This window comes from Bartonella sp. B17, from assembly GCF_053795755.1.
Window position 1 is genome coordinate 55,419 of record NZ_CP200032.1, and the last position, 24,197, is coordinate 79,615.

The 24,197-nt window shown below is 36.5% G+C and carries 17 protein-coding genes, 3 tRNA genes and 1 pseudogene; 6 read left to right on the plus strand and 15 right to left on the minus strand.

Going from position 1 to position 24,197, the window contains the following annotated elements; translation table 11 throughout:
- Nucleotides 1–254: 254 nt before the first annotated feature.
- Nucleotides 255–530 (minus strand): 50S ribosomal protein L27, encoded by a 276-nt coding sequence (gene rpmA, locus V4B18_RS00370; protein ID WP_455475894.1) that lies wholly within the window; start codon nt 528–530, stop codon nt 255–257.
- A 22-nt stretch (nt 531–552) separates the two neighbouring features.
- Entirely contained in the window at nt 553–1,026 is a 474-nt protein-coding gene (rplU, locus tag V4B18_RS00375) for a 50S ribosomal protein L21 (protein ID WP_455475895.1), read from the minus strand.
- A 304-nt stretch (nt 1,027–1,330) separates the two neighbouring features.
- Here rplU and V4B18_RS00380 point away from each other — a divergent pair.
- A tRNA-Ser gene (locus tag V4B18_RS00380) sits at nt 1,331–1,421 on the plus strand.
- Between the two features lie 20 nt (nt 1,422–1,441).
- Here V4B18_RS00380 and pgi read toward each other — a convergent pair.
- The 3 genes from pgi to V4B18_RS00395 all read right to left on the minus strand — a co-directional run bounded on the left by pgi (nt 1,442) and on the right by V4B18_RS00395 (nt 7,597).
- Nucleotides 1,442–3,106 carry a glucose-6-phosphate isomerase gene (pgi, locus tag V4B18_RS00385; RefSeq protein WP_455475896.1) on the minus strand — a complete coding sequence of 555 codons (1,665 nt, stop codon included), beginning with the start codon at nt 3,104–3,106 and terminating at the stop codon, nt 1,442–1,444.
- A 217-nt stretch (nt 3,107–3,323) separates the two neighbouring features.
- Nucleotides 3,324–6,458, minus strand: a complete 3,135-nt coding sequence (locus V4B18_RS00390) for an efflux RND transporter permease subunit (RefSeq protein WP_455475897.1) — start codon at nt 6,456–6,458, stop codon at nt 3,324–3,326.
- Nucleotides 6,458–7,597, minus strand: a complete 1,140-nt coding sequence (locus tag V4B18_RS00395; protein WP_455475898.1) for an efflux RND transporter periplasmic adaptor subunit — start codon at nt 7,595–7,597, stop codon at nt 6,458–6,460. Before V4B18_RS00395 ends, V4B18_RS00390 begins: the two co-directional genes overlap by 1 nt.
- A 405-nt stretch (nt 7,598–8,002) precedes the next feature.
- On the opposite strand from V4B18_RS00395, the gene V4B18_RS00400 reads away from it, so the two are divergent.
- From V4B18_RS00400 to rpsU, 3 genes are all read left to right on the plus strand, one after another.
- Nucleotides 8,003–8,079, plus strand: a tRNA-Arg gene (locus V4B18_RS00400).
- 322 nt (nt 8,080–8,401) lie between these two features.
- A complete protein-coding gene (locus V4B18_RS00405) occupies nt 8,402–10,075 on the plus strand; it encodes a formate--tetrahydrofolate ligase (RefSeq protein WP_455475899.1) in 1,674 nt (557 codons plus the stop codon).
- A gap of 203 nt (nt 10,076–10,278) precedes the next feature.
- Nucleotides 10,279–10,512: a 30S ribosomal protein S21 gene (gene rpsU / locus V4B18_RS00410; protein WP_455475900.1), complete on the plus strand. Its 234-nt coding sequence runs from the start codon at nt 10,279–10,281 to the stop codon at nt 10,510–10,512.
- Between the two features lie 896 nt (nt 10,513–11,408).
- Here the strand turns inward: rpsU and V4B18_RS00415 are convergent.
- On the minus strand, nt 11,409–12,782 hold the full coding sequence (locus tag V4B18_RS00415) for a glutamate--cysteine ligase (protein ID WP_455475901.1): 1,374 nt from the start codon (nt 12,780–12,782) through the stop codon (nt 11,409–11,411).
- A 58-nt stretch (nt 12,783–12,840) separates the two neighbouring features.
- Nucleotides 12,841–13,584: a 16S rRNA (uracil(1498)-N(3))-methyltransferase gene (locus V4B18_RS00420; RefSeq protein ID WP_455475902.1), complete on the minus strand. Its 744-nt coding sequence runs from the start codon at nt 13,582–13,584 to the stop codon at nt 12,841–12,843.
- A gap of 210 nt (nt 13,585–13,794) precedes the next feature.
- Here V4B18_RS00420 and V4B18_RS00425 point away from each other — a divergent pair, with 210 nt between their 5' ends.
- Nucleotides 13,795–13,941 carry a hypothetical protein gene (locus tag V4B18_RS00425; RefSeq protein ID WP_455475903.1) on the plus strand — a complete coding sequence of 49 codons (147 nt, stop codon included), beginning with the start codon at nt 13,795–13,797 and terminating at the stop codon, nt 13,939–13,941.
- 47 nt (nt 13,942–13,988) lie between these two features.
- On the opposite strand, the pseudogene V4B18_RS00430 reads toward V4B18_RS00425, so the two are convergent.
- Nucleotides 13,989–15,857, minus strand: a pseudogene (locus tag V4B18_RS00430) (AsmA family protein).
- A 312-nt stretch (nt 15,858–16,169) separates the two neighbouring features.
- Here V4B18_RS00430 and folD point away from each other — a divergent pair.
- On the plus strand, nt 16,170–17,069 hold the full coding sequence (gene folD, locus V4B18_RS00435) for a bifunctional methylenetetrahydrofolate dehydrogenase/methenyltetrahydrofolate cyclohydrolase FolD (protein ID WP_455475904.1): 900 nt from the start codon (nt 16,170–16,172) through the stop codon (nt 17,067–17,069).
- A 1,004-nt stretch (nt 17,070–18,073) separates the two neighbouring features.
- Here folD and pgl read toward each other — a convergent pair.
- The 7 genes from pgl to V4B18_RS00470 all read right to left on the minus strand — a co-directional run bounded on the left by pgl (nt 18,074) and on the right by V4B18_RS00470 (nt 24,144).
- On the minus strand, nt 18,074–18,862 hold the full coding sequence (gene pgl / locus V4B18_RS00440; protein ID WP_455475905.1) for a 6-phosphogluconolactonase: 789 nt from the start codon (nt 18,860–18,862) through the stop codon (nt 18,074–18,076).
- Nucleotides 18,863–18,900: 38 nt separating this feature from the next.
- Nucleotides 18,901–19,140 (minus strand): hypothetical protein, encoded by a 240-nt coding sequence (locus tag V4B18_RS00445; protein ID WP_455476570.1) that lies wholly within the window; start codon nt 19,138–19,140, stop codon nt 18,901–18,903.
- Nucleotides 19,141–19,548: 408 nt separating this feature from the next.
- Entirely contained in the window at nt 19,549–19,698 is a 150-nt protein-coding gene (locus tag V4B18_RS00450; RefSeq protein WP_455475906.1) for a hypothetical protein, read from the minus strand.
- A gap of 243 nt (nt 19,699–19,941) precedes the next feature.
- Nucleotides 19,942–21,225: an NAD(P)/FAD-dependent oxidoreductase gene (locus V4B18_RS00455; RefSeq protein WP_455476571.1), complete on the minus strand. Its 1,284-nt coding sequence runs from the start codon at nt 21,223–21,225 to the stop codon at nt 19,942–19,944.
- Nucleotides 21,226–21,235: 10 nt separating this feature from the next.
- Complete coding sequence (locus V4B18_RS00460) at nt 21,236–22,639, minus strand: glutamine synthetase family protein (protein ID WP_455475907.1); 1,404 nt, start codon at nt 22,637–22,639, stop codon at nt 21,236–21,238.
- A gap of 203 nt (nt 22,640–22,842) precedes the next feature.
- Nucleotides 22,843–22,919, minus strand: a tRNA-His gene (locus V4B18_RS00465).
- A 136-nt stretch (nt 22,920–23,055) separates the two neighbouring features.
- Nucleotides 23,056–24,144 carry a quinone-dependent dihydroorotate dehydrogenase gene (locus V4B18_RS00470; RefSeq protein ID WP_455475908.1) on the minus strand — a complete coding sequence of 363 codons (1,089 nt, stop codon included), beginning with the start codon at nt 24,142–24,144 and terminating at the stop codon, nt 23,056–23,058.
- Between the last annotated feature and the right edge of the window lie 53 nt (nt 24,145–24,197).

Sequence of the window (24,197 nt, forward strand, 5' to 3'; positions counted from 1 at the left end):
CTTCTTAAACAAATTATCATCAAATCTTAACACCACATTAACACCTCCCGCGCAATAAAATACGATATAAATTCTGCAATTCCCTAAGAAAAACGTTTTTCCAGATTTTACTTCTTAATCTCTATAGATCTCTTTTCCATCTATTATATCGTAAAATGCAAAAAAGGGAAGATAGCACCCTATCTTGCCCTTTCAGCATTAAATAACTTCAAAACTGAAATCTAACGAAATTTCAACTTTATTGCAGAATCATATTACAGCTTATCTGCTATCTCCATTATAGGAATGACAGAAACATACGAACGATTACCAGCTTTCTTACAAAAAGAAACCGTTCCATTTGATAGTGCAAAAAGAGTATGATCTTTTCCAATACCAACATTATTACCAGGATGCCAACGCGTACCACGCTGGCGAACAATAATATTTCCAGCAATAACAGCTTCACCACCAAATTTTTTAATGCCAAGACGTTTTGATTCTGAATCACGACCATTCCGCGAGGAACCACCAGCTTTTTTATGTGCCATAGATGCTCTCCTTTAATCTTTCTTACTCATCTGACGACGCCACGACTGAATCCTCTTGAGATTCAGTCTTTTTCTTATAAGCCTTCGTGGCAGTTTTTTTGGATGAATCAGTAGCTTTTATTTCTGTTTTTGCAGCCGCTTTTTTCTCAACCGGCTTTACGGTCATCTTTTTTTCTTCTACACAACTAGTCAGAATTTCTAAAATACGAAGCGTCGTTATCTCTTGGCGATGACCACGTGTACGCTTTGAATTTTGACGACGGCGTTTCTTAAATGAAATGACCTTACGTGCACGCCTCTGCTCTACAATTTTAGCCGTAACTGCAGCACCAGAAATAACAGGCGCACCAATATTTGCATTATCCCCTTCACAAACCATCAATACGTCTTTAAATTCGACAACATCACCGGCATTACCAATAATTTTTTCAATTTTTACCAGCTGGTTAGCAACAACACGATATTGCTTTCCACCAGTTTTAATGACTGCGAACATTTTTTATCCTTTCGTTCGATCCAGCTCTTATTTCTCTTTTAATTGAATTAATAAAGGGAAACAGGCCACTTTTTATCAGTCGTAACAAATTAAAAAGAGGAGTATAAAACATCCATAAAAATCGTGCACACATAAACCTTCTCATGCCTACACCCAAATATGTATGATGGAATTTTTGTTCTCTGTCAAGAAAGGCTAACAAAAAAGCAAAAAAAGGGTTGTTCCCAAAGAAATTGCAGGTTACTTAATACATATTATTCATCTAGACTCTACAATAAAAATTCTGTTGTACTTTAATAATTGCGGAGAGATGGCTGAGTGGTTGAAGGCACCGCACTCGAAATGCGGCATAGGGGTAAACTCTATCGGGGGTTCAAATCCCTCTCTCTCCGCCATATTATTGAATGGAATAACATTACTCAAATTTTCTACTCAAAATGCGTCTCTCTTGAATATGAGTTAATAACCCCAATGTTGAACTATCTCGGTTATAGACTTTATTTTTTCCACGAACTACGGGTAATAATTCATTTGCTAGTTCTTTACCAAATTCGACACCCCATTGATCAAATGAATTAATATTCATCAAAACACCCTCAACAAAAATGCGATGTTCATAAAGTGCAATTAAACGACCGAGCGTAAAAGGAGTCAACTGATCTTGAATTAACATAATGCTCGGTCGATTTCCTGTACAACTTTTATGAATTGCTAAGTCACCTGCCTTACTTTCATAAGTCCCATCATTTATAATGGCATGCCGAGCATCATCAATACTGCGACCTTTCATTAAAGCCTCTGACTGTGCTAAGCAATTGGCCACCAACATATCATGCATATGACATAAATTAGATTCATGGCCCTTTACAAATAAAATAAACTCAACAGGAACTATATCTGTTCCTTGATGCAGGAGTTGAAAAAAAGCATGTTGTCCATTTGTTCCTGAACCTCCCCATGTAACCGGACCACTTGAATGTGTTATTGACTTGCCATCTAAAGAAATATTCTTGCCATTTGATTCCATATCAAGCTGCTGCAAATAAGCTGGAAGGCATGCCAAACGCTGCGCATAAGGAATGATAGCGCGCGATGAATAACCACAAATAACACGGTGCCAAAATCCTAAAAGAGCAAACCGAATAGGAATATTTTTGTGTAAAGGTGTGCTTTTAAAATGCTGGTCCATCTGCTGAGCGCCTTCAAGAAATTGGCGAAATCCCTGACCTCCTATTGCTAACATAACAATAAGACCAACCGCTGACCAAATTGAATGACGTCCCCCTACCCAATCCCAAAATTCAAAAATTCGCGAAGAATCTATGCCAAACTCTGTCACTTTATCAACTGCACTTGAAACAGCAACAAAGTGCTTCCCAACTGCTTTTTCCTTTATATGAGAACTAATCCATTGACGTGCGACACGAGCATTTTCCATTGTTTCAGTTGTAGTAAAAGTTTTAGAAACAATAATAAACAGTGTCGTTTCGGGATTCAAATCAGCAAGAATATCAGCAATATGAGCACTATCTACATTAGAAACAAAGTGACAATATGGACCATTGTGATAAGGTTTTAAAGCACTGGTAACCATTGCAGGTCCAAGATCAGAACCTCCAATACCAATGTTTACTACATCCGTTATACTCTTACCACTGCTTCCTTTATAGCTTCCATTACGAACCGTTTCAGAAAAATTCTCCATATGAGCAAAAACAGCTTGAATATCTTGAACGACATCGCGTTTATTCAAAATGAAAACTTCATGAGCAGGTAAGCGCAAAGCAGTGTGGAGAACGGAACGATTTTCAGTCGCATTAATGAGCTCACCAGAAAACATTGCTTCACGCCTACCTAATACATCTACCACAACAGCTAAATTGTCTAAGAGATCTAATGTATTAAGTGTTACACCACATTTTGAAAAATCAAAAAGGAGATCATCAAGTTTTAAGGAAAAGTTGGTAAAACGTTGTTCATCTTTTGCAAAATGTTGACGAATATCACAGACTTTATCTCTCACAGCATGTTCTTTTAAAGCTTTTAAAACGCCCTCAAAGATCTTCTCATCGCGAATCATGAAATTATATCTCCTATGGTCGTCTGGTCGTCACCAATAGAATTTAAATATTTTAGGCTAGAAAACTGCTCCTTTATTGCAACTAATTCTTTTTGTCCATACACGAGATAAATCAATATAAAAATGAAAAGACTAAGATACTAAAGACGTCCTCTGTTTAAAGGACGTCTTCTTAGTAAAAGTTTTTAAAATCTATCAGCCATTTTGCTCAAAAATATCATTCAGCTTGGCTTAATTCTCTCGTTAAACGCGCTGCTACTTCTGATTTTGGTTTTATAAAACGCCCCAAGAAGAGATAAACAACTGGTGTTACATAAAGAGTACAAATCGTTGCCAATCCCAAACCACCAACGATAACCCAACCTAAAGCTATACGCGCTTCTGCACCAGCTCCTTTTGCTAAAATCAAGGGAATTCCCCCTAAAATAGCACAAATCATTGTCATACAAACTGGACGAAGACGAATATTAGCTGCTTCCTCTATGGCGTCACGCACACTTTTACCTTGATCACGCAGCTGATCTGCAAACTCAACAATCAAAATTCCATTTTTTGCCATAACACCAATCAACAAAATCAAACCAATTTGACTATAAATATTGAGGCTTACACCACTCAAAAGCATAGCAATTACTGCACAACCAAGCCCCAATGGCACGGTAGACATTATAATAAATCCAGAAATAAAACTTTCAAACTGTGCAGCTAAAACCAATAAAATGATTACAAAAGCAATTCCAAAAACAATCACTAAATTGGAAGATGTCTCGCCTAGCGTTGCAGCTTCTCCCAAAGGAATAATATAATTTTCCTCTGGTAATAAAGAAGAAGCAATTTCTTGCATAATCCGATAACCATTTCCTAATGCAACACCTGGAGCAAGATTTGTACTTATAACAACAGCACTCATGCGCTCTTCTCGCTTCAACTGAGGTATAGTAGCTTTTTCATGCATATCCGCAATAACTGACAAAGGAACATATCGCTTATCTTTGGTCTTTAAAGCAATATTTTCTAGATCAGCCGGATTATTGATAGGATTTTCACGTGATGTAAGCTTTACATCGTAGGAATGATTATCCACGTAAATGGAACCGATTTTTTTTCCATCCAACATCGCCTGCAAAGTATTACCTACATTGGTAATATCAATTCCCAAATTAGAAGCCTTTTCCCGATCAATTTCAATAAAAAACTGCGATTGCGTTGCATCAACAGTAAGTCTAGGACGAACGAAATGTTTATCAGCTCGCAGAGCATTCACAAGCTTGTCAGCTGTCGACTGTAATTCTGCATAATTATCCCCAAGGATTGCAAATTGTAATCCTTGTCCAGTTCCTCGAACTCCTAAAGAATTTCCTTGTGCAACGAATGTAAACACTGAAGAAAATTTTTGAACTTTTGCATTAATCTCTTTCACAATTTCATGTTGGCTACGCAAACGTTTTTCCCAAGATGAAAGCAATAAAATAAGGAAAGCCCTATTAGGTGAGCCACCAATTCCCGCAATAGAATAACTGTTAATAATTTCACCAGCATCGCGCAATGGTTGCAAACTCGCTTCAATTTGCTCTACTTGTTCATTTATATATTGTGCTGAAACTCCTTGCGGTCCATTAATAACCAATAAGACAGCTGCCCGATCTTCTTCTGGTGTTAACTCATGTTGCAATTTCATATAGCCTCCAGCACAAAGGCCTAAAAAAGTAAATGACGCAAAGACAACAAGCCAAGGATGCTCTAGACACCGATGTAAATTACGAGCATAACTTTCACTGAAATAAGTCCCTAATTTATTTAAAAAGATAAAATAACGCGTATTCTCTTCCTTATCTTCAGTGGGTTCTTTAAGAAAACGCGAAGCAAGCATAGGACAAAGTGTCAAAGCAACAACTGAAGAAAGCAAAACAGAAATCGCTAATACAAACCCGAATTCTCTAAAAAGCCTTCCAATTTGTCCAGGAAGAAAAGAAATAGGTATAAAAACGGCAACTAAAGTCAATGTTGTGGCTATAACCGCAAAAAACACCTCCTGCGTTCCTAAAACTGACGATGATAAAGAACCAAGTCCCATATTGCGTCGTCGAACAATATTTTCAAGAACAACAATTGCATCATCTACAACAAGACCAGTTGCCAAAACTAATCCTAAAAATGTCAAAATATTCAAAGAAAACCCTGCAAGGTAAATTGCTGCAATCGTCCCAACGAGAGCTACTGGAATAGATAAAGCAGGAATAAGTGTTATGCGAATATCTCGAAGAAAAAGAAAAATAACAACAATCACACTGAGCACCGCAATAACCAATGCAGCTTCAACTTCGTGAAGAGCGCTCTTAATAAAGATAGCATCATCACTAATAATATTTACCTGCACAGAAGAAGGTAGGATAGTTTTTAAATGATCAACAACTCCTCGAACGTCTTTAGAAATATCAATAGTATTAGATTGCGCTTTACGCACAATACCTAATCCAATTCCTGTTTCTCCGTTAATACGAAGAATAACCTTCTCAGTATCAGGCGACAAAGTAATGTTCGCAACATCACCAATATGCACATTAGGCTTTAACACAACCTGTTCAAAAGCTTCTGATGTTGTCAATCGAGCAGTAGCACGCACAATTAATGCTTCTTTAGAATTGCGCAGCGATCCTACAGGCACATCTATAGACATATCAGAAAGGACGCGTGCAACATCTGCTATAGTTAGCCCATAACTAGCGAGCTTGGCTTGATCAATATCAATCTGAAAAATTTTTACGCGCGCATTATCAACTTGCACATCACCAACACCATCGATAGCAGAAATCGAATCAACAATTTGATCGTCTACAACCGTTGTCAAATCATCAATACTCATTGTCGGTGAAGTCACTACCAAATACATAATAGCAGCAGCATTGGAATCTGCCTTAATAATCTGAGGAGGATCTGCATCTTTAGGTAAAGTATGCATAATACGAGAGATAGCATCACGAATATCAGAAGCAGCAACATTCAGATCAACACCAACATTAAATTTAATTTCCACACGAGAACGACCAAAAGAAGATGTTGAAGAAATAGTTTTAACACCTGAGACACGAGAAACAGCATCTTCTATGGTTTTTGTAATTTCACGATCAATTGTTTCCGCTGATGCACCGCTAAAATTCGTGACAACCGTTGTTACCGGCATATCTACATCTGGCAATTCACGTATATCAACGCCCATCCATGCAGCAAATCCAGCTATCATGATCATGGCATTTAAAACAAAAGTAAAAACTGATCTACGAATAAAAAGCGCTACAATACCGCCCTGCTCCGGCTTTTCCAAAAGCTGCTTTATTTCAGACTCTTGACTCATTATACATCCTGTCCATCAGCTGTCGATAATTTTTGTTGATGAACCTTTTGGTCATCAATAATAACCTTTCTACCTGGATAAAGCATTTGTACTCCCTGAATGACAACTTGATCCCCCTCCTCTAGAGGAGCTTTTACAAATACTTGATCTTCTTTATGTTGAATAATCGATACAGGAACGTACCCTACCTTACCATCTTTTACACGCCAAACAAAAGATCCCTTACTGCTCCATTGAATTGCAAGAGGGTCAATGGCAGGAAAAAAACCTTCAGAGAATCGAAATTTAATAGAAAAAGACGTACCAGACATAAGCATATCATCTTTGTTTTCAATTTCAATTTGGACATGAAATGTACGACTTTCTTCATCAATCTTATTATCAAGTGCATAAATATGACCTACGAAGGTTTTGTCTGGCTGTGCTACTAAATTTGCGGATACTTCATCCCCTTTACGCATACGTGATACATATCGTTCAGGCACCCATACATCAACTAAAACACGTTCCCTATTTTCAATACTACCTATTACAGTATTAAGAGAAACGGCATTTCCTACATCAATAGGCAAAATACCGACAATCCCATTGATTGGCGCACGGATTGTTCGCCGTTCGAGTGCTAAATCAGCATCGCGCAAAGCTAAATTCGCGTTTTCTAAATCCAAGCGTGCAGCAATTTCCTGAACCTCTGTTACTGTATTAGTAGCGCGCAATTTAAGAGTTCGTGAAAGCGCTAATTCACTATTGTCACGTTGCACCTTTGCTCTTGCAACCGCAATTTCTTCCTTCTTAGAATCAAGCTTTGCAATCAAATCTCCTATTTGCACTTTTTCTCCTGCAGACACATAAAGTTTATCAATAATACCTGCAGACCAAGGAGTTAGCTCTGCAGCAGCAATAGCTCGCCCACTGCCAATGACATTAAGTTGTTTATAAAAATTTTGAATTTTAACAGAATTAACGACAACATGCGCAGGAGGCATTTCCTTCGGCGCCTTTTGTGTTGCATGTGATACATTTTTTATTTTACCCACTGTAAGAGTAGATTGTTCTGAACCGTGTTTTGACCAAAGATAAGTAGCCACCAGAACGATAATTAAACACACCACTGGAATGATTTTTTTTAACAATCCCATACGTCTACCCTTGCTTCGTAATTAATATGCAATTTTTCTGAAATGCCCCTCAAAAGTAATATCCAAATCTTACACAGAAATAGGAATAATGTAGGCAGTATACTTTAAACTAATCCAAAATGTATTTTATTCAATACTATACACCAATTTAATTATACTTATTCTAACTATAATTTCGTAAATTAGAGTGTCAAGTGCTGTTATGTTGAATCATCATACGCGTTAACATAACAAAGAAGAAACCATCATGCTGAATACAACTAAAACCGTGATATATTGTATCCTTTTTAAAATGTAGAATGAACGAATAGATAAAATTTTTATTTTTACCAAGTTTCACTTGCAATTCTGCAATTAAAAGATTAGGAGACTTTTTAAGTTCTATACGATATAGTGAAAATGTGAGCACCCGTAGCTCAGCTGGATAGAGCACCAGACTACGAATCTGGGGGTCAGGAGTTCGAATCTCTTCGGGTGCGCCACGTTTTTTTTAAATTTGAGTAAGAGCTCTTTATTGTAATCCTATTGAGACTATAAATAAAACATTTCGTGTAGAGTTTAAGTAGCCTCTATATTTTTTGCGTTTTTTAAATAGCTTTAAGTTTCTCGCAAATCGCCCATCTGTTTTCTTGATTAAAGAGCTACAACTATAAATTCCTCTTTCCTTACTTTAGCGCTTCCTCTTGCGCAACATATAATCAACCTTTATGGTACTTCACCATATTTTCATATGCTATAAGTTTCATTGCCTGATTATAATATTAACCTAAGTATTAACAGAAACCAAGTTTAAAGAATCTTCTTATGCCTCAAACAGATATTGAAATTGCTCGCGCTACTCAAAAGCAACATATAACAGAGATTGCAAAAAAAATTGATATAGCAGATGAAAATCTCATTCCTTATGGACATGACAAAGCTAAAATTTCTTCTACGTACATAAAATCGCTCAGTAAAAATCCAAATGGTAAACTTATCCTCGTCACTGCTATCAACCCAACACCTGCTGGAGAAGGAAAAACAACAACAACAGTTGGACTGAATGATGCACTCAATCTTATTGGGAAAAAAACAATAGCCGCCTTAAGAGAACCATCTTTAGGACCTTGTTTTGGTATAAAAGGCGGTGCTGCAGGTGGTGGCTATGCTCAAGTCGTGCCAATGGATGATCTTAATTTGCATTTTACTGGCGATTTTCATGCTATTACAGCTGCTCATAATCTTCTTGCTGCAATGATAGATAATCATATTTATTGGGGAAACACTCTGAATATTGATCCACGCCGCATTGTTTGGAAGCGAGTCCTTGACATGAATGACCGCGTGCTACGTGATATCATCATTTCATTAGGTGGAATAACTAATGGTTTTCCACGTCAAACAGGTTTTGATATTACTGTTGCATCAGAAATTATGGCTATTTTTTGTCTTGCTGAAAATTTAGAAAATTTAACGCAAAGGCTAAAAAAAATTATTGTCGCCTATCGCTATGATAAAACACCCGTAACAGCTGCTGACCTTAAAGCAGAAGGTGCAATGACAGTGCTTCTCAAAGATGCAATGCAACCTAATCTTGTACAAACAATTGAAAACAACCCTGTTCTCGTCCACGGCGGGCCTTTTGCTAATATTGCCCATGGCTGCAATTCCGTTATCGCGACAAAGACTGCCTTAAAACTTGCAGATTATGTTGTTACAGAAGCAGGATTTGGAGCAGATCTTGGAGCAGAAAAATTTTTTAACATTAAATGTCGACAAGCAAACATTATACCAAATGCTACAGTAATTGTCGCAACAATTCGCGCACTAAAAATGAATGGTGGTGTGGACAAAAATAATCTGGAAGTAGAAAATATTACTGCTTTACAAAAGGGTGCAGCCAATCTTTTGCGGCATATCAAAAATATGAAACACTTTGGCATCCCTTGTATTGTTGCTATCAATCATTTTGATACCGATAGTGATTCTGAAATAAGCACATTGCAAGAAATAGTTGCAACGACTGGACACAAAGCCGTTCTTTGCAAACATTGGAAACAAGGAGGAAAAGGCGCTATAGAACTTGCACAGGAACTTATTACCCTAATTGAAGAAAAAGAAGATCATTTCAGAGTTCTGTACTCCAATGACCTTCCGCTTGTTCAAAAAATTAATTCTATTATAAAAAATTTATATGGTGGACGTGGAGCCATAATCGCAAATCATATTCTCAAGCAGCTTGAATGTTGGGAAAAAGAGGGGTACGGAACATATCCAATTTGTATGGCAAAAACACCCTATTCCTTTTCTTCTGATCCTAAAGAATATGGCGCTCCTGTTGACTTTGAAATTCCTGTACGAGAAGTCCGCCTCTTGGCTGGCGCAGGTTTTATTGTCGTCATTTGTGGAGATATCATGACCATGCCTGGCTTACCACACTATCCCATTGCTGAAAAAATTTACCTCGACAAAGATAATGAAATTCAAGGACTTTCATGAGATTATATCTGTAAACTCGATGATCAATTATAAAAATATAAAAAGCTATTTATGGCAAAAAAATAGAGTTTTTCAAAAGCAATATAGACAAGCACCTTATTTATGTGGTATGGGTTCTGAAGTGCGTGTCCTTTTGAACGTCTATTGAAAGGGGGCACATTTTCGTATATTATTTATGATACTGGAATAAAGCAGGATAAGCCGTGCAAGTACTCGTTCGTGATAACAATGTTGATCAAGCGCTGCGTGCGCTAAAGAAAAAGATGCAACGTGAAGGCATCTTCCGTGAAATGAAAATGCGCGGATATTATGAAAAGCCATCAGAGAAGCGTGCACGTGAAAAGGCTGAAGCTATTCGTCGTACACGTAAGCTTGCTCGTAAGCGTGCGCAGAGAGAGGGTCTTGTCAGCAACGGCAAGACTGCTGCTATAAGATAATGTGATTTTTGTGTTATCGTGCTTAAAGTAGAATGACAATAAGATTAAGCAAAGCATAAAAAATTTATCGGTATTGTGTATGGAGAGGTTTTTCTAGTGTACCTTTTTTCTTTTTAAGAGAGAAGGAGATAAGCCTCAAACAGATGTTTTGCTTTTTATTTTGCTAAACTCAACAGCAATATTTAGGAATAGTTTTGTTAAGAGTTGCTTACTTAATAAAAGTAAAAAAACTAACCAAAAAAATTTTAGCAACCGTTTCAAAAGTACCAGCAAAGTGGTTTGATTCAGAAATCAGCTCATATATTAAGAAGATTTGTGGAGGTATATTCTGCAGATTTAATTGTAATGATAGTAGTAGCAAGCTTAATATATTTTGAGGACAGTGAAAAGATGAAATAGCATATCTTTAAAGAGAGATTGCTGACTACGAGAATTGCAGAATCTCAAATTGATACGAAAATAAAAAGAGGTTTAAAAAGCTTTTAAAATAGGTATTTAAAAATTTTCTCGCACTTTCTATTAATGTCATCAATTCCAATCTGTACCTTGTAACGATTCATCTAAATAGGATGATTAACTTTTAATCTATAATGAAAAATTTGGCTCTAGATAATTTCAAATATGGTAAAGGTAAGAAGTTACTAGTGACACATACCACCATGCCCAATATACATTTTGGAATCAAAATTACACGATATTTCTTCTTTATATGATTGAAGCCTTTAGTTTTGTTAATACAAATTTCAATTTAAACACTTATCTTTGCATTACACATAAATAGATCTTGTAAGATCATTCTCGTTTATACTTCGCTTATTTAAAAATTTTTATCATGAAATTTGAGTAATACCATAAGCTATATTCTTTTCTATATCAGCTCCTGCTTCATAAAAATCTTAATAGGCACATTCTAAAAACACTGATTCTACAGATTCCCCCCAAACAGAATGGTAACGAGACAAAAGTTTATCAGCATCTGTTTGTCCCACTGCAATCATCTCTTCCAAGGGACTCAAAAAATTTGTTTCATCAAAACCATTCACATCACGCTGCCCGCGATTTTTTAAGCCTTTGCATGAGATAGCAACAGCCTGACGTGCTAATTCTAAAAGTATGGTCTGACGAAACGGTGTTCTTAATCCTTCTTTTGGAACACGTAGACACATATCCAAAACCTCTTCAAAACTCCAATCTTTTACAAAAGCCTCTGCCTCATTCAATGCTTCACTATCATAAAGAATTCCCACCCAAAAAGCCGGCAATGCACAGATGTGCTTCCAAGAACCGCCATCAGCACCTCTCATTTCTAAAAACTGCTTTAAACGTACTTCAGGAAACAACGTTGACAAATGATTAACCCAGTCTCCTATATTGGGCATTGAATTTGTAACTTTTCCTTTTAACGCTCCGTTCATAAATTGTCGAAAAGTGATATCTGTACAATCATAGTAACGACCGTCGCGCACAACGAAATACATTGGTACATCAAGTGCCCACTCAACGTAATCCAAAAAACCAAAATTCTCAGAAAATACAAAAGGAAGGATCCCAGTTCTCTGATTATCAGTATCGCGCCAAATTTGAGAACGCCAAGACAACAAGCCATTTGGGCGCTCCTCAGTAAAAGGAGAATTAGCAAATAAGGCTGTCGCAATGGCCTGCAACTTCATTGATACCTGCATCTTTCGCCGCATATCAGTTTCAGATGAAAAATCAAGATTAACCTGAATAGTTGATGTTCTATACATCATATTAAGGCCATTGCGACCAACTTTAGGCATATAGTTTGTCATGATTTGGTAACGTGATTTTGGCATTCGCGGAGTTTCCGCCAATGTCCACTTTGGACTAGCACCAATGCCAAGAAAACCAATTCCTAATGGCGCTGAAATTTTCTTCAGAAGAGCTAAATGTTCCATCAGCTCACAATAAGTATGCCCAACTGTTTTCAGTGGTGCACCAGACAATTCAAATTGTCCACCAGGTTCCAAAGAAATAGCACCTTGATCAGCTGTCCCTACAAGGCCAATAATATTTCCTTCATCTAAAATAGGCTTCCATCCTAAAGCTTCTTGCATTCCTTCTAAAAGTGCACGAATTCCCTTTGTGCCTTCATAGGGAACGGGACAAAAACCATCTATATAGAACGGAAATTTTTCATGTTCTGTACCAATGCGCCAATCATTTTCTGCTTTACAGCCTCCTTGAAAATAGCTAACCAAGGAATCTAAGTCATAAATTTCACTTTCATCAATTATATCAAGCGCCATAACCTATTTTATCCTATCCCTATTTCCATTATTTAAAGTGAATAATTTTACAAACTTCTCAATCAATTGACCAATTCCCCACGGTAACATTAAGAAGAGCCAAAGCAGTAACAGCTGCAGTATCAGCGCGTAAAATACGCGGACCTAATGATATCGGAATTACAAAAGGATGCTTTTTTAAAAAACTTCTCTCTTCTTCACTAAAACCACCTTCTGGTCCAATAAGAACACCTAGTACAGTAGCTTCATGTTTTTTAAAAAGAGGTAATGGATTATGCAATTTTTGCGCTTCATCACAAAAAAACAAAGGTTGCGTCTCATCCCAATATGCTAAAAACTCTGTTAAAGATACAGCAGGAGCGCACTTAGGTACAGACAAAATACCACACTGTTCAGAAGCTTCAACAACATTTGCTTCTATACGCGTCATATTAACACGAGTAACCTGCGTATGATGCGTTATAACAGGCTGCAAAACCGATACCCCCATTTCTACAGCTTTTTGCACCATGTAATCCAAACGTGCATTTTTAAGAGGGGCAAAACCGTAAATAAGATTTGAATGCGTCGTTTGCAACCTTTCTTGATGGATAAGTTGAGCCACAATAAATCTCTTCTTAACAGTGATAAGTCTAGCAAGCCATTCACCATCCTGTCCATTAAAAACTAAAATTTCGTCCCCTTCTTGCATGCGTAAAACGCGGATAAGATAGAAAACTTGAGAACCCTCTATCTTTATTTTTTCATTCAAAGCAAGTGGTTGTCGAATAAATAATCTTTTAAGCTTATAATTTATGCGCATAAAAATTGTGCCATAGTTAACTATAATTATCAAAAAAAATGAAAAACTACATATCTAGAGCTATAATGCGTAAAGAACTATAGAGTTTCTTTAGCTTTATGAAATAATAAGGAACAAATACAACACTGAATGATTCTACTTTCAGAGAATTTATAATAACATACCATTCGCTATTACGTTTAATAATTTACCGCATGATTTGAGGAAAATATGTCTGCGAAAAAAGCTACTGTTATTACTATCATTACTATACTAGCCTTTATTTTAATTACTGTAGGAATTGGTTTAGTTGGAGCAGATGGAACACGTACAGCTGCAGAAGATGGATATGGAATCTCCTCTCAAATTAATAAGTAAACACATGGTAGAATATCCTTAATATTTCTGCACAAGTACAACATTTTTCAGTAGTATTTGCAAATTTTATTAATAATAAAAACAAATATCAATCTGTATAAACATCTTTTTACCCGAAAATTTCCACGATCTTGCCTTGCTGAATTAAGAGAAAAGACAAAAGGTAAAGCAAGACTACTAACAAGACATTGAATATCTTTACATCAAGTTTTTGAACTGTTACTTTTTCGTAATTGTACCTGCAGTATAAGTTCATTCTTCTGACCTCGAGCAATAGCAGCTGCAATTTTCCCTGAATGGACAAATTTCAGTCCCCCTGTGCACATCAATGATTACAGGCTGTAGATAGAGCATTACCGTTTGTTTAAAAGAAATTGTTCATCCTTTATAAGCTTTGTATGCAGATTATTTAAATCATACCCTAATAGCTACCTGACGACATATTTAATACAAATTCGCCTTACATTTTTACAAAAATTTTCGACTAATAACGGGTAAGAATCCCTATTGTCATGCTCAAGTCAGCTTTTGTTTGTACAAAAGGAAAAATTTACAGAACCTCTGAAGTAGCTTGCGTATCAATAGAATCATCTGAAGCAGCGCATCCTTAATACGCACATTCTTACCATCTAGTGCAATTTGAGTGTTGCTTTGAATAGATCCACCAAAAATATTAACATGTCTAAGAGCAAAAATACCAGTCTATCTCTTATTTGTATCGCAGCAACTAAATTAATGAATGCAACATTACCAACTTTTGCTTGTGGCGCAAAAAACCGTACATCTTCCCCAATGCAATCAAAAATTGTCATATCAAAGAGTTCTACTTTCTCTTTAACTGAAGAAAGCACCAGTTCCAAAAGGTTAAAATCCAGATTATCAAATGCTAAAGATTCAAACGATTGGGACATGATCCTGAAAATCAAGCTCTAAAACTCCACACGCATTTGCTGTACTTATTATAAATATAAAATAATATTACTCATTTGAATACGCATTGGCTGCGCTAAAAAGAAACTCCCATACAATAGCATTTTTAATTGATAACCCAAAAACTGACCGCCCTCAATCCAAGTCAATGTTTTATGCAAACTTGAAGAACGCATTAATACCTTACCGTCAAAAAATAATATTCAGATAATTGTGCTTGTCCTGTAAAGGGTTATACTACCACGCACAGAATTGACGCTTGCCTTAATCCGGCTTTTTCCCCCTGCTAAAAGTAGCAACGCTTGATCTGCATCAATCGACCATTTTGTCAACTCTCCACGCCAATAAGCATCTGCACGAAATCGCGCTTCCTGCGTTAATTTTGGCCAATCTAAAGTCGCATTTAATTCTGTTATTTTCAGCTACACTGGAAATACTATAGTGATACACAAGTACGCCATTTTCAATAACAATCCGCCCAAAGGGTTGATTCAAAAAACATTCTATATCTGGATATTCAAGGTTATGTTTCATTATTTCACGAGCATTACGTATTGCTAGTCCTAGTGCACCTTGATGACTGCAAAAATTTATCAAAAAAATCAACTGCTGTTTTAATGGGCTTTTCTATAACAAATTGTGGACATACAATCCGTGTCTCTAAAAAAGAAATATGCCCTAAAAAAAGATCTTAAAAGAAAGATCAACTTCTATTGATTCAGCTTTTAACAGTGGTACAGTATGATTAATTCTTACTGTTAAAGTAACGCCGGAAAGAAACACTTTAGTATAAGGAAAAAGTTTCAACCATAGTGGATCACGCAATTGCACATTATAACCTGTCCACGCACTTAAATCCTGTGCTAAACGAAAACAAATCGTATCTGTCGATATGAATAAGGTAGAATAAAAATACAAACCCCAAACAAAAAAACAATTGTAACAAAAATCCCACTCAAAAATTTTACTATTCTAGCGTATACAATCTCTCTCTACACTATTTCGCACTTATAACAGAATAAAAGAAAATTTAAATTGTCATTAAACAATCCCTATAACACCAGAATATATATATCGAAATTTAATAACTTCATTATTCTTGTTCTTATCCAAAGTTTATTATAACAGCAATATTGCTGCTTCTTAAGAAAACAATTATCTTAAAATACTTCGAAAACTAATATACAAAACTATCAAACTACCCTTACCATTCTCATATTAATGTTGCTACATAGCTCTATTGTATTGTCAGCAAATGCTTTACAAAAACGGATAGCTCTACCGAAAGGATCTCTCTCATGAACAATATTATAGATGGAACAAAGCTTGCTGAAGAGGTCATTGTAAAGGTTAAGGCTGAAACAAAAAAGCTTTACGACCGCTACAATATACAACCTGGCATAGCTGTTATCATTGTCGGAGACGATCCCGCAAGCCAAATATATGTCGCATCAAAAAGTAAGAAAGCTGAAGAATGTGGTTTTTTTTCAATAAAGCATGCGATGCCCAAAGAAATACGAGAAGAAGAACTCCTTCAACTCATTGAAACATTAAATGCAGATCCAAAAATCCATGGTATTTTGGTGCAGCTTCCTCTACCTGCCCATATTAATACAAATCGCATAACACAAGCTATTGCTTTCCAAAAAGATGTTGATGGTTTTCATTATATCAATGTCGGAAAACTTGCAGCAAACGCTCTTGAAGACGCTATCATTCCCTGCACACCAGCTGGTGCTATGATGATGATTGAACAACAATGCGGACGAGATTTATCGAATCTTGATGCTGTCGTCGTCGGACGCTCTAATATTGTAGGAAAACCTATGGCAGCCCTTCTAACAGCCGCCAATGCTACCGTGACAATTGCTCATAGTCGTACTCGCGATCTCGATGATGTGTGTCGTAGCGCCGATATTTTAATAGTAGCAGTAGGTCATCCACAAATGATTAAAAAAGAGTGGGTTAAAAATGGTGCCATTGTTATTGATATTGGCATTAACCGCATTGCAGCACCAGAAAAAGGTATAGGAAAAACACGTCTTGTAGGTGATGTTGATTTTGAAAAAATAAAAGACAAAACCGCCGCTATTACTCCTGTTCCAGGAGGAGTTGGACCTATGACAATTGCCATGCTCATGGTTAATACACTAAAAGCCGCTGCTCGATCGCATAATCTGTCCATACCAAAATTCTAAAAACTTTATGCATTTTCATTGCACTCGCATCACTTTTAATTTTTTCACTTTATTCATAATTCATATTATAATAGCAAACGTTCTTTTATCTGCACGATGAACTGACTGACAAAAAACATGAAAGCTTTTGCGCTTAACGTTACCTTCATTATTTGAAAGGCTAATAATATGCTTATCTGCATGTTTAAATCTTATTACCTCTTTCAGAGGTATTAACTTCTCCACATGAACACTAAAACGATTTTTTTCACTCTTAATAATTCTATAATTATTATTTTTAGTAAAAATAGGATAATTCTCACATTGTTATCAATGCAAAGTTTTACTTGAATTGCATAAATATTAAAATTTTTACAAAAAATTATAACAACATCTTCGTGAAATAAACTCTTCCTGATCACCTCATGAATGATAAAATTCCATACCATCAATCATATGAAAATGATTTAATTAAAGAGTAAGCCGTTAGGATAAATCCGTGCTAAAGAGAACTTTCAACATGTGTAACATCATCATGTACTTCAATCATCTGATTTACATCGACTGTTCCATAAAATATACATGTCCCCTGCACATAGTAATGTAATTAGAAAAACGCTTTTAATTATAGCAAAATCTGCCGATCTATCTTATTTTTACGTAAGGATAATATAGTTCAGCTTGATTATTGGCTTTGTCCACCAATATGAGATACGCAAAAAAACCTTGAGAAACAATCCAATATTAGCTCATAATCTAAAAATCAAATAATTTTATTACAATCTATGAGATAGAATGCTGCATCAAACTATCATATGCTAAACTAACAAACTGTTATCACTGCAACCACTTCACACGAAAAAAGAATAGCTCTCTCTCCATTACACTGTCGTATTAACTGTGTAAGTAGTACAACGCTCCTTACTACAGAAGTAGCTTTTTCATTAACAAAAGAACGCTCTCAAAAGATTTATATGCCAGAAGCATATTATTAAAGAGTAATGCTATGTTTATCCTCACTCATTTTATGTCCGCGTTTCATCGCCCAAAGTAAGTTGGATATCCATTGCATCCGTGTCATGCTCTGCTTCATTTATTTCATTTTCTGCCGGCGACCAATAAATCTGAACAAGATGATGAGCATTGCGCAAAACCGCTCGGACAGGCATTGCCATTTCAGCTCCATCCTGACAAACCACTTCAAAACAATCGCGTTTCTGAAAACCTTCAAAATGAAGAACAATGAAACGAGATTGCACTATAACTGGCAAAGTTAACGTAAGCCTCGGTTCAAGAGCGCTCTTTGCGTAAATAGGCAAAACAAGTGCTTGTGTTTGAAGATCAAGTGCTTGTTTTAAACGATCAGAATTAGGAAAAAAGGAAGCGGTGCGTCCATCAATATCCATTCCCAAGACAATAACATCAAATGGTCTAGGCAAAGTACTTATACGATTAGCTGCTGAAAAAGCGGCAAGCTCAGCAGTAATTGCCTTATGATAAAGTCCTACAAAACGTGCTTTAGCCGCAAAATTTTGCAACAAATAGCGCCGCACGACATATTCATTTGAACGCTCATGATCAACAGGAACAAAGCGTTCATCAACCAAAGTGATAATGATATTTTTCCAATCAATATCCGCTTTTGATAAATAATGAAAAAACAGTTCTGATGTTTTACCACCAGAAACAGCTAAAACTGCTCGTTTATGCTCAAGAACAGATACACTAAGTTCTGCTGCGACTCGATCAGCCAATGCCAAAGCTAAGGCAGTAGGTGTTTCAAAATTTAAACGGTCTATATTCATTCCATGCATTATTATTGCTCTAAACTCAATTATTTCACATACGCTTGTCACATTTCATAAAAACAGTCGAAGCAGATGACTCCATCAATCAACGCTATGCCCATAAACGGAATGAGCCGCTTTATTGCTTTCCATCTTTTTAGAATTGGATCAATAAAACGCCAAATGATTTCAGCTTCGTCACAATGCATAAACAGTGTTTGATCTCCACAAATAAGGCTCATCAATAAGCATTCATAAGTATTCAGATACGCCTCTAAAACATAAACATAAGATGAATGTCCAATGGAATATGACGAAACCGCACACTTTCAAGGCATAAATCCTTAATCATAAACCATTATTTTGCGCTCTTATCAAGCTAGAGATTAATAACTCACCAACTAGAAAAAATTTTATCCGAATCTGTATCAAATATTATGAAGGGTAGTTTTAAAACTACAATCATTTCAAACATCTGTGTGAACATGTGTTTGCTCGTTCATAAGCAAAAAATCTCTTTACCCAATGCCAATTATCAATTTGAACTGTAAATGTTACAAATATCTCGCTCCCACTGATCTTTTTTTTTAAATCATCAAAAAAAGATTTCACAAGAACACTATTTTGAATATCAGCAATATATTAATCACACACAGTATATTGCCTTACATCAAATATATGAAAACGTTAAAAAACTCAAAATTTTTTAGTTTTCATTGCTTACAGCATGCACTATCTGTAAATGGCATTTCCGTGGTAACCAAATAAAACAATCGCACCATACAGTTTTCCATCATATCTCGTAGCACACCTGCATTATCATAATACTCTGCATCCTCCAATCCCAAAAACTCAACAACCATTATTTGACATGATTAATATGAAAAATTTAGAATTTATCAAAAACTCATGCAAATATATCATTGATGTTAAACTGCTATTTTTACACCAGTACTAATTGTTTTTTAATTATAATCCGTATTTGCTACGTTACCAAACCGCTTTGCACCAATCTCATAAATATCACCAAAAAGTAATGAACTAATTATTAGAGCAGACCGATACAAACAAAGCCATTCATTTTTTTCGTTTCAAACGATGCCCAATTAAAAACGATCCATCAAAGAAAACCAATGCATTGCTAAAAATAACAACGGATAACGCAAAAACCTTCTACTTGGAAAGGATGAAATCCTTAAATCCTGAAAACACTCAAAGCGCTCACGCTTTCCAGTGAGCCATTCAGCGTATAATTTTCCTATAAAAGGAGCAAGAATAACCCCATGCCCTGAATATCCACCACAATAAGTTATCCCTGGTGATAATTGACGCACATAAGGCATACGCTCAACCGTAATAGCAACTTCCGCACCCCAACGATGAGTTAACCTTATAGATTTGAGATGAGGATAAATTTCAGCAATCTGCCATCGTATTCGCTCATCTAAATTTGCAGGGTGCTGATTACCATAACTTTCTACTCCACCAAATAATAAACGATTATCAAGGCTTTTTCGAAAGTAACGAACCATAAAACGAGAATCATCTACCGATTCGCCTCCCAAAAGAATCGGACTATGCTCTGATAATGGCTCCGTTGCTCCAATATAAGAGTGGATAGAAACAATATTTTTTTCAACAAAATGTTGAAGTCCAAGCTTATAAGCATTAATTGCCAATAAAACATGCTCAGCTGTCACACTGCCTTGTTCTGTTATCACCGTATAATGGCCATCACCACGTTTTACCGTAATTACCCGTGTTTTTTCATAAAGTTTAGCGCTAACGTTTTTTGCTTGTTTAGCCAACCAAATAATCAGCTTTAAGGGATTGATATGACCAGTTTGCGCATCATAAATTCCACCATAGTAAAAAGATGAGCCAAGACGCTCAACTGTTTCATCTCTGTCCATAAAAGTAAGACCATGATAGCCATAACGTTGCATCGTTTCAATATGCTGTAGATAAGACATTATTTCACGTTTTTTATGTGTTACAGAAAGCTGCCCTACCATAAAATCGCTATCACAGTCAGGCATAGTACACCAAGATAGAATATCTTTTTTGGCTTCTTCAGCTAAATCAAATAGCGCTTTACTTCGTTCAAAACCATAGTTTTTTTCTAATGCTTCCACCCATTGCCGTTGACCTGTTCCCAATTGGCCACCATTGCGCCCTGAAGCACCATCACCAAAACGCGCAGCTTCAAACAAAACAACACGAACCCCAGCCTTAGCTAAATGATAAGCAGCTGAAAGCCCTGTAAATCCACCTCCAATAACAACCACATCGCACTGTACCTGTTCACAAAAAAATGGGTAAGAAGGGCGTTCTTCTAAAATATCTTCATACCAAGAAACACCTAGAGAAATCGAATTATGATCAACCATTGTTATAAAATTAAACGTTAAGTAGGAGATATTCACGCTCCCACGGGCTTATTACTTCCATAAAAATTTCAAACTCCTGTCGTTTAATTGCAGCATAAGTGCTTACAAACGCATCTCCTAAAATTTCCCGAATAGCTGTATCTTGTTCAAATAAGCTCACAGCCTCAATAAGACCCCTTGGTAACTCAATATTATTAGCATTCACATTATTCATTGTTGGTTCATCTGGCTCAAGCTTTTGCTGCAACCCAATGAGACCACAGGTCAAAGAAGCCGCAAAAGCTAAATAAGGATTCGCATCTGACGAAGGAAGCCTATTCTCAACATGCCTTCCCTGTGGAGCAGAACGTGGAACACGAAACGCTGTAGTACGATTATCATATCCCCATCGCAAATTAACAGGTGCTGAAATATTAGGCATAAGGCGTCGATAAGAATTTACATAGGGTGCAAGCATTACAAGCACCCCCGCCATATGTTTTTGTAATCCACCAATAAAATGGCGAAAACAGGCACTTTCCTCACCATTCTCCTGCGTAAAAATATTAGCGCCCGTTTTCTTATCAATAACTGATTGGTGAATATGCATGGCTGATCCTGGCTGCCCCTGAATAGGTTTAGCCATAAAAGTTGCATACATATTATGCTTAAATGCTGCTTCACGGATTGTTCGTTTAAACATAAAAGCTTGATCAGCTAATCCAATTGGATCACCATGATATAAATTGATTTCAAACTGACCAGCCCCTTCTTCATGAATGAGTGTATCAATTTTCAGTCCTTGTGCCTCCGAAAAATGATAAATATCATCAATCAAATCATCAAATTCATTCACACCAGCGATCGAATATCCTTGTCCTCCACCAATTGAACGTCCAGAACGACCAATTGGAGGAACTAAAGGGTAATCAGGATCAGGATTTTTTTCTACCAAATAAAATTCAATTTCTGGTGAAACAACTGGTTCTAACCCCATTTGCGCGTACAAATCAATCACTGTTCGTAAAACATTTCGTGGCGTATAATCCACAACTTCTCCATTTTGATACACAAGATCACAAATTACTTGTGCAGTAGGAGAATCTTCCCATGGAACAATACTTAAGGTAGAAAGATCAGGTTCAAGACGTAAATCGCCATCTGTTTTGGGATATTCAAAACCATGACCATCTTCAGGATAATCACCTGAAATTGTTGTCATAAAAACTGCTGAAGGCAATGCCAACGATGTCTCCGATATAAATTTTTTAGAAAGCACCATCTTGCCACGTGCAACACCCGCTTGATCAGGTGTAATACACTCGATATTTTCTATACCTCGGCTCGTAAGCCACTGAGAAACTTGCTCCCAACTATCTACACCACGTAAATTTTTTAGAAAACCACAAGCAGGCTTAGAAATTTTATTCTTCATTTATTTTCCATTTTTCCCAGTCCATAATACATCAACTCAAAAAAATAACCAAGCCTTGGCTTATTATGATATACTTCGTGCACGGCGAACGCCATCCAAAAGCTTTATCAACTTAATTTTTAAAGCCATATCACAGATCTATTAAAGTAAGATAACCCTGCAACTATTATGAGCCGCCTATCGTATAAAAAACAGAGAAAAACTGGTACGGTTGGTGGGATTTGAACCTACGACCTCTGGTGCCACAAACCAGCGCTCTAACCAACTGAGCTACAACCGCATAAAAATAAAGTTTTAATAACTGTTCACTATTTAGTCAACACTAACCCTCTTTCCTGCGTGAAATAAGGAAGATCAGAAAAATTTGCAAGCCTCTTTAAAAAAATCCTGCATTTTTTGTTAAAAAAGTAGCTTTATCACAAAGAAAGCGCCTGTTTTGCCCAGTGCTCAACACGGAAATCACGATAATTTTTTATAGTATCAACACCATCTTCCTGCATAAACTGCAAAATCTCTTTTAGAATCGTTACGACAAGATCAGGCCCCTCATAAACCATTCCACTATAAAGCTGAACCAAATCCGCACCAGCTTTAATCTTTTCCAAAGTTGTTTGTGCATTGTTTACTCCACCGACACCGATAATTGCGATCTTTTTACCTAATTTTTGACGCATTTTTGCAAGCACAATAGTGGAACGCTTAAATAGTGGACACCCAGAAAGTCCTCCCTCTTCTCCATTCAGTGTGCTATCCGTAAGGCCTTGACGTGAAAGAGTAGTATTTGAAACAATTAAACCATCAAAATCAGAAAGTTTTATCTCTTCAGCCACATCATCCAATTCTTTTTCTGATAAATCAGGCGCAATTTTTAAAAAAATTGGAATAGAAAATCCGTGCTTTTTCTTTTGTTCACTACGCGCTTGCGAAATCGCATTCATCAAAGAACGTAAACTGTCACGAGCCTGTAGATCGCGTAAACCTGGTGTATTAGGTGAAGAAATATTAACCGTAAAATAATCAGCAACATCATAAAAACAGGCAATACCAATAGTATAATCATCAATCTTATCGATTGCATCTTTATTAGCACCAATATTAACTCCTATAATGCCATGCCTTTTACAAGTGCTAAGCCTGTTATAAACAATTTGATGCCCATCATTATTAAAGCCCATTCTATTAATAATTGCCTCATCTTCTCTTAAGCGAAAAAGCCGTGGCTTTGGATTTCCAACCTGAGGTCTTGGCGTAACTGTACCAACCTCAGTAAAACCAAATCCTAAATGAAAAATAGAATCCGCAACCTCTGCATTTTTATCAAAGCCTGCAGCAAGACCAACAAAATTTTCAAACTTAAGTCCCGCAACTGTTACGCATAAGCGCTTATCAACGATTCTTTTATAATTGCTCAATCCACTTTTAAGCCCAACAATCGCTAAACGGTGCGCATGTTCTGGATCCAACATAAATAAAGCAGAACGACCAATACAACGAAAGAAACTCATCAATCTTTCTCCAAAACACAAAAATGATTTACCATATCTCACACAAACCATTT